This is a genomic window from Kribbella sp. NPDC104740 (assembly GCF_055583505.1).
The window spans coordinates 893800-906469 of the sequence record NZ_JBVJNV010000004.1 but is presented as its reverse complement, the minus strand read 5'-3'; the positions used below and the strand labels follow the sequence as shown (position 1 = coordinate 906469).

9 protein-coding genes are annotated in these 12670 nt (G+C 69.6%); 4 read left to right on the top strand and 5 right to left on the bottom strand.

The window, feature by feature from the left end:
• Positions 1-5: 5 nt before the first annotated feature.
• On the bottom strand, positions 6-1769 hold the full coding sequence (locus tag ACZ6Z4_RS25420) for a chitinase (protein ID WP_465569170.1): 1764 nt from the start codon (positions 1767-1769) through the stop codon (positions 6-8).
• A 174-nt stretch (positions 1770-1943) separates the two neighbouring features.
• Here ACZ6Z4_RS25420 and ACZ6Z4_RS25415 point away from each other — a divergent pair, with 174 nt between their 5' ends.
• The gene (locus tag ACZ6Z4_RS25415) at positions 1944-4952 is read left to right on the top strand and encodes a S8 family serine peptidase (RefSeq protein WP_465569168.1); all 3009 of its coding nucleotides are present in this window, start codon (positions 1944-1946) and stop codon (positions 4950-4952) included.
• A gap of 52 nt (positions 4953-5004) precedes the next feature.
• Here ACZ6Z4_RS25415 and ACZ6Z4_RS25410 read toward each other — a convergent pair whose 3' ends face one another.
• Genes ACZ6Z4_RS25410 through ACZ6Z4_RS25400 form a run of 3 tightly spaced genes read right to left on the bottom strand, consistent with a single transcriptional unit; the run spans position 5005 to position 7571 of the window.
• Complete coding sequence (locus tag ACZ6Z4_RS25410) at positions 5005-5487, bottom strand: winged helix-turn-helix transcriptional regulator (protein ID WP_465569166.1); 483 nt, start codon at positions 5485-5487, stop codon at positions 5005-5007.
• A 4-nt stretch (positions 5488-5491) separates the two neighbouring features.
• Positions 5492-6736: an MFS transporter gene (locus ACZ6Z4_RS25405; protein WP_465569164.1), complete on the bottom strand. Its 1245-nt coding sequence runs from the start codon at positions 6734-6736 to the stop codon at positions 5492-5494.
• Between the two features lie 58 nt (positions 6737-6794).
• Positions 6795-7571 (bottom strand): helix-turn-helix transcriptional regulator, encoded by a 777-nt coding sequence (locus ACZ6Z4_RS25400; protein ID WP_465569163.1) that lies wholly within the window; start codon positions 7569-7571, stop codon positions 6795-6797.
• 597 nt (positions 7572-8168) lie between these two features.
• Here ACZ6Z4_RS25400 and ACZ6Z4_RS25395 point away from each other — a divergent pair.
• The 3 genes from ACZ6Z4_RS25395 to ligD all read left to right on the top strand — a co-directional run bounded on the left by ACZ6Z4_RS25395 (position 8169) and on the right by ligD (position 12061).
• Complete coding sequence (locus ACZ6Z4_RS25395) at positions 8169-9623, top strand: helix-turn-helix domain-containing protein (protein WP_465569161.1); 1455 nt, start codon at positions 8169-8171, stop codon at positions 9621-9623.
• A 37-nt stretch (positions 9624-9660) separates the two neighbouring features.
• Complete coding sequence (locus ACZ6Z4_RS25390; protein WP_465569159.1) at positions 9661-10770, top strand: branched-chain amino acid aminotransferase; 1110 nt, start codon at positions 9661-9663, stop codon at positions 10768-10770.
• Positions 10771-11053: 283 nt separating this feature from the next.
• Positions 11054-12061, top strand: a complete 1008-nt coding sequence (ligD, locus tag ACZ6Z4_RS25385) for a non-homologous end-joining DNA ligase (protein ID WP_465569157.1) — start codon at positions 11054-11056, stop codon at positions 12059-12061.
• Here ligD and ACZ6Z4_RS25380 read toward each other — a convergent pair whose 3' ends face one another.
• Positions 12062-12664, bottom strand: coding sequence for a TetR/AcrR family transcriptional regulator (locus ACZ6Z4_RS25380; protein WP_465569155.1), 603 nt, complete (start codon positions 12662-12664; stop codon positions 12062-12064).
• Between the last annotated feature and the right edge of the window lie 6 nt (positions 12665-12670).

Sequence of the window (12670 nt, the reverse complement as noted above, 5' to 3'; positions counted from 1 at the left end):
CCAGGTCAGGGCAGGGCGGCGAGGTACGGCGCGTGGCTGTTCTGGAACTCCCAGTTGTAGTACTTGTCCCAGTTGATCGACCACGTCATCAGGCCCCGGAACGCCGGGCTGGCGCCGCCGCGGAGCGTGTAGCCGCCGCAGTTCTGGCCCTTGACCAGGCAGTCCAGCGCCTGGTGAACGGCCGCGGGGGCGGTGTGGCCGTTCCCGGCGCTGACGGCGGCCGGGAGGCCGAAGGCGATCTGGTCCTCGCGCAGGCCCGGGAAGGTCTGGCCGGTGGTCGAGACCGGGAAGCCGGCCTTGATCATGTCGGTCATCGCGATGTGGAAGTCGGCGCCGCCCATGTTGTGGTACTGGTTGTCGAGGCCCATCACCGGTCCGGAGTTGTAGTCCTGGACGTGCAGCACGGTCAGCGCGTCCCGCAGCGCGTGGATGACCGGCAGGTAAGAGCCGGTCCGGTTGTCGCCGGTCCCGTTGCCGCCGTAGAACTGGTAGCCGACCTGGACGAAGAACGTCTCCGGGGCCATCGTCAGCACGAACTTCGCGCCGTACCGGGCCTTGAGGGTCTTCAGCGCCGAGATCAGGTTCACCACGACCGGCGTGGTCGGGCTGCGGAAGTTGGTGTCGCCGGGGTTCAGGTAGAGCGAGTGGCCCTCGAAGTCGACGTCGAGGCCGTCCAGACCCCAGCGGTCGATGATCGAGCCGACCGAACTGACGAAGGCGTCGCGAGCCGCGGTCGTGGTCAGCTGGACCTGTCCGTTCTGGCCGCCGATCGAGAGCAGCACCTTCTTGCCGGCCGCCTGCTTGGCCTTGATCGCGGCCAGGAAGTCCGCGTCGCTCTCGACGTTCGGGCACTCCGCGACCGGGCAGCGGTTGAACCGGATGTCGCCCGACGTCACCGAGGTCGGCTCGCCGAACGACAGGTTGATGATGTTCCACTGCGACGGGATGTCGGCCATCCGCACGTAGCCCGAGCCGTTGGCGAAGCTGGCGTGCAGGTAGCCGATCAGCGCGTGCTTCGGCAGCCCGGTGCTGGTGCACCCGCTGGTCGTCGCACTGGTGAGCCCACTCTTGGCCGACTCCCCCTGCGTGTTGTACGCCGCCACCGAGTAGCTGTGGCTGGTGCAGGCGCTGAGCCCGTCAACCGTCGTACTGGTGCCGGTGACTGTCTTGACCACGGTTGAGCCCTCGTAGACCCGGTAGCCCGTCACCGTCCCGGTGGAGGCTCCCCAGCTCAGCCCGATCGAGCTGCTGGTCGTGCCGGTGACTGACGGCGTACCGGGCACGCTCGGCGCGCCCTGGGTCGGCGGGTTGCCACCAGGTCCATCCAGGCTCACGTCGTCCGCCTGGTACGCCGGCTGCCCGTACCAGCCGTGCAGGTAGATCTGCGCCGAGGTCTGCGACGCGGTAGTGGTGAACGAGACCGTCAGCTGCGTGTAGCTGCCGGCCGACGGCGTCCAGGTGGAGGCGCCGCCGGTCACGCCCAGGTAGACGTAGGAGCCACGGACCCACGCCGACAGCGTGTACGCCGTACTGGGCTGTACGGCGACCGTCTGGCTGCATTGGCCGAAGTCGGAGCTGGTCACACCGCCCTGCAGCGCGTGGCTGCCGGTGCGGACCGGGCTGGAGACCACCGAGCCGCCGGAGCAGGTCCAGCCGCTCAGCGAACCGGTCTCGAAGCCGGGATTGGTCAGGATGTTGGCGGCCTGCGCAGGGGACGCGACAGCGACCACCCCGATCAGGACGAGGGCGAGGAAGAGTCGGCTGCGCATGAGATAAGTAGAGAATCTTCAAAAGTCTTCGTCAAGACGCCGTCCTGTCGGATTCCCGACGCCCGGGAGTCACTGGCGGTTTCCCGTCAGTGGCTGGATGCAGCCAAAACCGTGTGCCGGCCGAGCAAGGTTGGCAGGATCTCGCCGACCAAGCCGCACCCTTGGAGGCCTTGCGTGAACCACCTGTCCCTGCGACGACGAACCGCCTTGATCGCGGCCGCCGTCCTCAGCCTGACCGCGTTCGCGGCACCCGCCGGCAACGCGGCGCTGACCGAACCGGCCGTCGGCACACCCCAGCCCGACAACCTGTCCAGCAAGCTCCAGCTGCCGAAGTTCGCTCCCGGCAAGTACGTCGTGACGCTGGCCGACAAGCCGCTGGCGACGTACGCCGGTGGTGTCGCCGGCCTGAAGGCGACCAAGCCCGCCAAGGGCAAGAAGGTCGACCCGGCCACGACCGACGCCAAGCGCTACGGCACCTACCTGCAGGGCCGCCACAACCAGGTCGCCGCCAAGGTCGGCGCGACCGCCAGCCGGCACTACACCACGGCGATCAACGCGTTCCGGGCCGACCTCACCGGCCAGCAGGCCGCGTCCCTCGCGAAGACGCCCGGCGTACTGGCGGTGACGCCGGACCAGCTGCACAAGACGCTGGACGACAAGAAGCCCGCCGACTTCCTCAAGCTGTCCGGCAACGCCGGCGTCTGGAAGGCGCTCGGCGGTAACGCCGAGGCCGGCAAGGGCGTCGTCGTCGGTGTCGTCGACACCGGCATCTGGCCCGAGAGCGCGTCGGTGTCCGGCCCGAAGCTCGGCGGCAAGCCCTCCGAGGCCGACCCGTACAAGCCGTACCGCTCCGGCGACAGCATCGTGATGCACAAGGCCGACGGCAACGACTTCACCGGGTCCTGCCAGGCCGGCGAGAACTTCACCGCCGACCTGTGCAACACCAAGCTGATCAGCGCCAAGTTCTTCGGCGACGGCTGGCTCGGCGCGACGCCGCCCGAGGCCCGCGACGACTGGGCCTCCCCGCGCGACGGCGGCGGCCACGGCACCCACACCGCGACCACCGCGGCCGGGCGGGCCGGCGTCGACGTCGCCGAGAGCGGCATCAACTTCGGCACCATCTCCGGGGTCGCGCCGGCCGCCAAGATCGCCGTCTACAAGGCGCTGTGGACCGGTAAGGACGATGTCGGCTCGGGTGGTTACACCTCCGACATCCTGGCCGCGATCGACCAGGCCGTCGCCGACGGCGTCGACGTGATCAACTACTCGGTCGGCTCGCAGTTCGAGTCCTCGCACGTCGACCCGGTCCAGCTGGCCTTCCTGTCCGCCGCGTCGGCCGGCATCTTCGTCTCGGCCGCGGGCGGCAACTCCGGCCCGTACGAGTCGACGCTGGACAACACCTCGCCGTGGGTGACCACGGTCGCGGCCAGCACCGTCGCGCCGTACGAGTCGACCGTTGTCCTGGGCAACGGTGAGAAGTACGCCGGGCTGAGCACCACGCTGGCCGGCTCGATCGCCGGCAAGCCGCTGGTCACCGGCGCGGCCGGCCGCACCGAGGCCAGCACCGAGTACGACGGCTCGCAGTGCCTGCCGAACACGCTGGACTCCGCGAAGGTGGCCGGCAAGATCGTGGTCTGCGACCGCGGCGTCGGCGCCCGTGTCGACAAGTCGGCCGAGGTCAAGCGGGCCGGCGGCATCGCGATGGTCCTGCTCAACCTGACCAACCAGGACATGGTCGCCGACTCGCACTCGGTCCCGACCATCCACCTGAACACCCCGGGCTCGCTCGCGGTCAAGACGTACGCCGGTACGGCGGGCGCCACCGCCCAGTTCACCGTCGGCAACCAGACCTCGGTCAAGACGGCGTACCCGCAGATCGCGGACTTCTCGTCGCGCGGCCCGTCGCTGTCCAGCAACGGCAACCTGCTCAAGCCGGACATCGCGGCGCCGGGCGTGAACGTGCTCGCCGCGGTCGCCCCGCCGTCGAACGACGGGCACAGCTTCGCCTTCTACTCCGGTACGTCGATGGCGGCTCCGCACATCGCCGGCCTGGCCGCGCTCTACCTGGCCAAGCACCCGGACTGGACCCCGATGATGGTCAAGTCGGCGCTGATGACCACCACCAGCGACGTCAAGAAGGCCGACGGCTCGGTCGACAACGACCCGTTCGCCCGCGGCGCCGGTGAGGTCCAGCCGTCGAAGATGCTCTCCCCCGGCCTGGTCTACGACTCCGGTGACGCCGACTGGCTCGGCTACCTGGAGGGCTCCGGCGTGAGCACCGGGACCGGCGTACCGGCCATTGCCCCGAGCAACTACAACGCGCCGTCGATCGCCGTCGGCCAACTGGTCGGCACGCAGACCATCACCCGCCGGGTGACCGCGGTGACCGGTGGTCTCTACCGGGCGACCGTCTCGGTGCCGGGCATGAAGGCGGTCGTCACGCCGTCGATCCTGAACCTGCAGGCCGGCCAGACCAAGTCCTTCACGGTCAAGCTGACCCTGGACAGCGGCCTCTCGAACGTCTCCACCACCGGCTGGCTGACCTGGTCGGGCGCTGGGACCTCGGTCCGCAGCCCGATCGTCGTGAAGCCGACGTCGGCGATCGCCCCGGTCGAGGTGAAGGGCTCCGGTGCCTCCGGCAGCGCGTCGTTCGAGGCGACCGCCGGGACGTCGGGCATGCCGGTCAAGGCGTACGGCGTGGTCTCCGCGCCGCTCGTCGCCGGTGACGTCCCGGCCGGTTCGGCCGACGCCGACCTGCCGAACTACCCGGTCACCGTCACGGCCGCGACCAAGGCCGTGCAGTGGAACATCAAGACCGTCGACCCGGCCGGCAGCATCTGGCTGGTGCTCTACAAGGTCGTGAACGGCCAGATGCAGGCGCTGTCCTTCCAGGGCGACGGATCCAACCAGGCCTCGGCGACGCTGTCCGCGCCGGAGCCGGGCGTCTGGGGTGTCCTCGCGATCACCCTGACCAACCCGCCGGGCGCCGACACCACGGCGTACACGATGCAGACCAACGTGGTGACCGGCGGCAGCTCGCTCGCCGTCACGCCGACGCGGGCGCCTGCGGCGGGGAAGCCGTTCCAGATCACGGCTTCGTGGGCGGGACTGCCGACCGATCAGCGGTCGACCGGGTTCGTCGAGTTCCCGAACCGTGCGGGGACGGTCGTGACGATCAACTAGTTCTTGTTCGCGGGACGGGCCCGGTCGCTTCGGCGGCCGGGCCCGTTGCTCTTTATCGCCAGGTACTGCGGTCGGAGGGACCACCCGGTATCGGCTCGAAGACCACCTCGTCCTCCGGAACCGCCGATCCCTTTTCGTCCACGAAGCCCACTGAGACCAGCCCTCCGCCGTGGGTGTCCCGCCGGAGCACGGTCGGGCCGTCGGCTCGCGGTACGTGCTTGTCTCCCCACTGCTGCAGCGCGGCCAGCACCAACTTCAGGTCCTCGCCCGCCTCGGTCAGGTGGTACGACGACCGGACCCGCTCACCCTCGTCGCGGTAGTCGCGCTTCTCGAGGATGCCGCCCTCGACCAGCGCGGTCAGCCGGCTGGTCAGGATGTTCGGCGCGATCCCCAGCACCTGCCGGAACTCCGCGAACCGGGTCGACCCGAACTGCGCCTCCCGCACGATCAGGAAGGCCCAGCGATCGCCCACGATGTCGACCGCGCGGGCGATCGAGCAGTTCGGGACGGGGCGGTCCTTGGTCAGCGGGCTCATCGCTTCAGCTCCTTTGCAGGGTGGACTTTTGCAGGGCCGGTACGACGCCGGCGACGGTCGTCACGAGCAGGGCCAGCGTGCCGATCACGATCGTGCCGAGCAGCAGCGCGACGCTCAGGCCCGAAGCGGTGGCCACGATACCGAGCACCAGCGCGATCGCGCCCTGCAGCACGTAGGCGACCAGGTAGACAGCGGCGATGGTTCCACCGCGGTGGTGGGCCGGCGCTTGGGAGTTGATCAAGCCGAGCCCGCCGGAGAACAGCAGGCCGTACGCGATCCCGGCCAGGCCGGTGGTGGCGAGGAAGACGGGCAGCGAGTGCGCGTTGGCGGCGTACTCGAGCAGGGCCAGACTCGCCAGCGTGACGACCGCGCCGACCAGGACCAGGCGGCGGGGCGGGAAGCGGCGGGCCAGGATCGCCGTCACGCCGATCATCACCGAGGTGATCGACAGGATCAGGCCGATGGTGAAGATGTTCCTGGTGCCGATCAGCTGCTGCGCGATCTGTGCGCCGAGGGCCAGGAAGACCGAGCCGAACGCGTACGCCGTGGTGACCGCCGCGGCGGCACCGGCGTACAGGGTGCGGATGCCCTGCGGGACCGAGATCGGGCGCGGGCGCCACTTGCCGCGGCTCTCGTCGCGGGTGTGCTTGGGCAGCCGCCAGACGAAACCGAGCAGGCCGACGATCACCGCGAGCAGGACCCAGAAGTCGAGGTGCAGCGGGAGCGGCGCGTACTGGATCAGGCCGCCGCCGACGATCGTGGCGAGCGCCAGACCGGCCGCTGTCGCGGCGGTGACGACCGAGGAGGCGCGGGACGCCTTGCCTTCGGCGCTGAACTCGACCGCTGCGGCGGTGGCCGCGGTCAGGGCCATGCCGACGCCGGCGCCCATCAGCGCGCGGCCGGCGTACACCCAGCCGACCGAGGGAGCGACCGCGAAGAGCAGCACTCCGGCGAGCATCGCGCCGACGCCGTACAGCATGGTGGCGCGGCGGCCGATGTAGTCGGAGAGCTGGCCGAAGACGAGCAGGAAGGCGACCAGGACGACCGGGTACACAGCGAAGATCGCAGTGGTGGCGGTGGGGGTCAGGTGCCACGTCTTGGCGTAGAGCGGGTACGCGGTGGTGGGGGCGGCGCTGGTCCAGAGGCTGATTGCGGCTACTGCGGCCGCGGTCCAGAAGCTGGCTCTGCGGCTCAGGGGTTTGGCTTTGCTGCGGCGAGCGAGGGTGGCGGGGAGTTCGAGAGTGGTCATGCTCTCTTGAACACCTCGGTAGCGAAATGCTATCCAGCTTCGCTGGTGATCTGCATCACTAGATCCAGCGGCGACGGGCCGCTTGTACGCCGGCCTGGAAGCGGGTCTGAGCACCGAGCGACTCCATCAGCGCGCGCACGCGGCGCTGCGTCGTCCGCGGGCTGATCCGCAGCCGGCGGCTGATCATGTCGTCGGTCGCACCGCCGGCGAGCAGCAGCAAGATGTCGCGATCATGCGGCCGCAGCCCATGGAAGTCACCGTCGAACGGCAGCGCCGGCATCGGGATCGCCAACGCCCAGAGCATCTCGAACGTCGCGATCAACCCGTCGAGCAGACCGGACGAACGAATCAGCAGATGCTGCTCCGACGGCGACCGCTTGGTCAGCCCGATCAGCGCGGTGTCGTCGTCACCGACCGCCATCTTCAACGGAATCTGCGCGAGCACCCGACTGCGCTCCCCCGCCGCCTGCAACTCGGGGAGGACCCCCATGATGTCCTCACTCTCGAAGACCTCGGTGCCGTAGATCGCCCGATAACCGATCCCCGCCTGCAACCGTTCGAGCTCCAACGCCTGCTGAGTCGACGGCGGCGTCACGTACGGCGGCCGATCAAGCACCCGAACCTCGCGGCGCGCATCCTCCTGCAGCTGCTCGTACGCACGCAGCAACGTCGGCCCGTCCTCGATCAGCTCCACCTGATTCCCCGTGAGCACCGGCTTCCCCCGCGACCCCCGCAACTCGTCCGCCACACTGCGCAGCCGAGCCAACTGCTCATCGAGCTCATCCAACGGATCGGTGCGAACCGGCGGCGACCCCTCCATCTGCTCCTGCACCACCCACACTCCTATTTCGTGCACGATCCGTCCCTGACAGCTCAGAGTAAACCGACGCCGCAGGCTGCTGACACCGTTGTCTCGTCAGAACCCACAGTCGAGACAGGGCCAGAGACCGTCGCAGCGGGTGCAGCGGCCGTCGGGGGTTGGTGCGGGGAGGTACGGGGGTGGGCGCCCGGGCGGGCGGTCCACCACTGGTTCTGGGTCCGCTGTTGCTGGTGGTTCACTCCAGCGCACCTCGGTGCTGCTGTCCCGGCCGTGCCCGGTCAGCAACGCTTCCAAGCCACCTGACCAGACCGACACAGCAGTCCCCTGCCCACACCACCTGACAGCCACCACCCCGTCTCCCCACAGCACACCTTCCGCCACCGCCCCACCATCGGGCTGCACCAGCGAGAAGGCCCGCGGCCCCTGCTGTGTCATCCCCTGCCGGTCCACACCACCAGCATCTCTACAGCCCCCTTGCCCCCACCAGGTGTGATCCGTGGGCTCCTGAAACAGCCCACAGCCCCCAGCAACTCCCCCTTTCTGTCGGTAGGCCCTTGTAGCGTCCGAGACACGCACCGCAACCACAGTGCGCACGCAGTGGGGGGAGGACCTGTGGCGGACACAGCACTGGAACCGTTCGGCGTACAACTCAGGAGGTGCCGCCAGGCAGCAGCCCTGAGCCTCCGCCAGCTAGCAACCCGAGTCGGCTACGACCACAGCTACCTGTCCCAGATAGAACGCGGCCGCCGCCCAGGCTCTGCCCACCTAGCCACCCTCTGCGACCGCGAGCTGAACACCACCGACACCCTCACCCGAGCCTTCCAGCGCTGCTCCCCTGTTACAGCCCAGCCGCGTCCCGGAGCGGTGCCGCAGCACGGCGGGGCGCCGGGGCCTGGCGAGCCGCGGCAGTCCGGCGCGATACCGCTGTCCGGCCGGGAGGCGCCATCGCAGTTCGGCCGGGTGGCACCAGTCGCCGAGGACCGCGCGGTGCCGAGCCGGATCCGGCCACTGCTGGCCGAAGCCGACCTGCTGGAGGCAGTGCGGCACGGGGTAGCCGGTTCCTTCGGCCGGTCCTCAGCAACGGCGGAGTGGTCCACCCTTACCGCGGCGCACGCACGCGACTTCACACTCACCCCAGCGGCGGATCTCCTGCCCACGCTGACCGCCGACCTCGACCTCCTCCACCGGTCGGCCGGTCCCGGCGCGAGTGATCTCGCCGTTCCCGCGGCCGAGCTCGGCATCCTGATTGCGCTGACGCTGTCGGCGTTGGGCCACTCTCGCGCCGCCGACCGCTGGTGGCGGACGGCTCGCACGACCGCCGACACCTGCGGCGCTCACCGGATTGCCAGCCAGGCGAGGAGCTGGCAGCTGCTCAGTACGCCGGTCGCTGCCGCAGCCGACCGCTCCGACGAGCTGCTGCGCGCGGCTGTTGACGCGCTCGAGCTGGCGGCGCACTCCCCCGACCGAGCACACACCCCGACAACGCAGCCGTCCGACCGAGCGCGTGTGGTGGCAGCGCAGCCGCCCGCCCTGGCAGAGCAGGCGTGCAGCAGGGCACGCGCCCTGGCAGCACAGGCTCGGCTGCTGGCGCTGCTCGGGCGCGGCGAGGAGGCGCTCACCGCCGCGCGGCTGCTGCCGGCGGAGGACCACAACGCGTCGTCGGTGTTCGGCTGGGCGGCGTACGAGGCAGCAGGTGTGGAGAGCTTCGTTCACACCGTTCTAGGCGACACCTGTTCGGCGTACCGGGCGCTGGATCGCGCGCTCGGGCTCTGCCCGGTCGAGCGGCAGCGAGAAGGAGCTGAGCTTCGGCTCCTACTAGCTGAGTGTCTGGTGCGCGACGGCGACATCACCACCGGACTGGCGATGGCCATGGCCACGCTGGTCGAGCTAGACGACCCCTGGCACACCCCCGCCCTCTACGACGCCGGCGCCCGCGTACTAGCCGCCCTACAAGGCGATGCCCTCACCAGACCAGCAGTGCGCGACTACCGCGAGCTCCTCCGACGACGGCCCTTTGCGGGTCGGAGTGTGGGCAGCGGGTCGAGTGGTGGGGATGGGCAGGGGTAGCGTGCCGAGGGTGACAACGGCGGAGCATGGAGTGGCGATGACAGACGCGTGGGAGTTCCAGTTGGAGCTGCGGAGCGACCCGGCGAGTGCGGCGGTGCGGACGGCGGTGCTGGACAAGCCTGGGTTCGGGCAGGCGTTCACCGACCACATGGTGGTGGCGAACTGGTCGGCTGATCGCGGGTGGTTCGACCAGCGGGTGACGGCGTACGCGCCGCTCAAGGTGAGCCCGGCGGCCGCTGTGCTGCACTACGCGCAGGAGATCTTCGAAGGGCTGAAGGCGTACCGGCACGAGGACGGGTCGGTCTGGTCGTTCCGGCCTGAGCTGAACGCGGCGCGCTTCCAGCGGAGTGCTCGGCGGCTCGCGCTGCCGCAGGTCGAGGAGCAGGACTTCATCGCGGCGCTGCGTGCGCTGCTGACCGTCGACGAGGCTTGGGTGCCGGCCAGCGAGTCTGGTGAGAGCAGCCTGTACCTGCGGCCGTACATGATCGCCACCGAGGCGGCGCTGAGTGTGCGGCCGGCCAACGAGGTGCTGTTCGGCGTCATCGCTTCTCCCGCCGGTGCGTACTTCGAGACCGGTCCGAAGCCGGTGTCGATCTGGCTGACCACCTCCTCCATTCGCGCCACGCCGGGCGGCACGGGCGCGGCCAAGTGCGGCGGCAACTACGCCGCCAGCCTCGCCGCCCTCGCCGAGGCGGTTGCGAACGGCTGCGACCAGGTCGCCTTCGTCGACGCGGTCGAGCGCCGCTGGCTGGAGGAGATCGGCAGCATGAACCTCTTCTTCGTCCACGCCGACGGCACGATCGTCACCCCCGAGCTCTCCGGCTCGATCCTCGAAGGGGTCACCCGTACGTCGGTCATCGACCTGGCCCGCGACCTCGGCCACACCGTCGTCGAACGCCGCGTCTCCGCCGACGAGTGGCGCGAAGGCGTCCGGTCGGGTGACATCACCGAGGTGTTCGCCTCCGGGACCGCCGCCGTCATCACCCCCATCGGGCGTCTCGCCTGGCCCGAGGGCGACCTCGTCATCGGCAACCCGGAGGTCAACCACGGCGTCGGCCCGATCACCGCGACTCTGCGGAAGACCCTCCTCAACCTCCAGTACGGCCGGATCCCCGACGACCACGGGTGGTTGACGCGCCTGGTCTGACGGCCGGGGTCGGGCCCTCGCCGCGGGTCGGGAACTGGATGGCGTCGACATGCAGCACTGATCAAGCGCGCGGTGGGCTGGAATTTCGGGTGCGGCTGGGCGGGCAGGCGGCGGGGTCGACAGTGGTTGGTCAGTGGTGGGTGTCGGTCGATCAGCCGGCGGACGTGCAGCACTCAGTAACCCGGCGCCTGACCGGCGTCTGCCGCCTGGGGGCGCGCGTGCGAGGTGGGTTGTGACGGGTTGGTGAGTGCTGGATGTCCCCTGGGGCGGTTAGGTTGGCGGTATGGCTGAGTCCTCGGCGGGGTCTAAGGGTGGGGCGAAGAAGGCTGCGAAGAGCAAGTCGCCGGCGATCGAGCTGGAGGTTGGCGAGCGGGTTGTGCGGATTTCCAATCCGGATCGGGTGTACTTTCCGGCGCGGGGTGAGACGAAGCTCGATCTGGTGAAGTACTACCTGGCGGTCGGGGACGGGATCGTGAACGCGTTGCGGGAGCGGCCGTGCATGCTGCACCGGTTTCCCGAGGGGGTCGCGGGCGAGAAGGTGCATCAGAAGCGGTTGCCGCACGGGGCTCCGGAGTGGATGGAGACCGTGCGGGTGAAGTTTCCGCGGTACAACCGGACGGCCGACGAGCTGTGCGTGACCGAGGTCGCGCATGTTGCTTGGGCGGTGCAGATGTCGACGGTGGAGTTCCATCCGTGGAACAGCCGGCGGGCTGACACCGAGAAGCCGGACGAGTGGCGGATCGATCTGGATCCGATGCCGGAGTGTCCGTTCGATCGGGTGCGCAAGGTGGCGAACGTGACGCGGGAGCTGTTGGCTGAGCTCGGGGCGGATGGGTATCCGAAGACGTCGGGTGGGTCGGGGCTGCACGTGTACGTGCGGATCAAGCCTGAGCACGGGTTCTCTGATGTACGGCGTGCCGCGCTGGCCTTCGCGCGGGAGGTGGAGCGGCGGGCGCCGGAGGATGTGACGACGACCTGGTGGCGTAAGGATCGCGATCCGAAGAAGTTGTTCGTGGACTTCAATCAGAATGCGCGGGATCACACGATCGCGGCCGCGTACTCGGTGCGGGGGAATCCCGAGGCGACCGTGTCGACGCCGATCCGGTGGGACGAGGTGGACGACGTGGAGCCGCGGGAGTTCACGATCGCGACGGTGCCGGCGCGGTTCGCGGAGCTCGGGGATCTGCACGCGGCGATCGACGACAACCCGTACACGTTGGACACGCTGCTGGAGTGGGCGGACCGGGACGAACGGGAAGGCGCGGAGGAGCCTCCGCCGCCGGAGGACTGATCAGCTGCCCGCCAAGCCGTGGTGCAGGAGGTCGGTCAGTAGGTCGACCGCCTCGTCCTCGGCGATCGTGCGCCCGTCGGCGGCATTGACGACCAGCCACTGGTAGGCGAAGCCCTCCATCAGGGCGTTCATCGCCGAGATGTGATGTGTCGGGTCCGCGGGTGGGTTCGGCAGATGGGCGAAGTGCTCGACCATGTGGGCGTCGTCGTCGGCCATGAGTTGCTGGAGCCGCCGGGCCAGGACCGGGTCGACCATCGACGCCTGTTTCAGCGCGACCATCTCCGGCAGGTGCGCCTGGTAGAACCGCCAGAACATCGCCACGTGCCACCGGATCGCTGCCCGGTCGCTGAAGTCGGCTGAGTGCTCCGCATCGTCCAGTACGACGGTGTCGGCCTCCGCGAGCATGTCGGTCAGGAGTGCTTCGAGCAGCTCCTCCTTGCTGGCGAAGTGGTTGTAGAACGAGCCGGTCGCGCGGCCGGCCGCCGCGGTGATGTCGGTGATCTTCGTGTTCAGGTACCCGCGCTCGGCGAACACCTCGCGCGCGGCCTGCTTCAGCGCGGCCTCGGTCCCGGCCGCCTTCTCCTTGCGGCTACCCGTCAGCATCCCGAC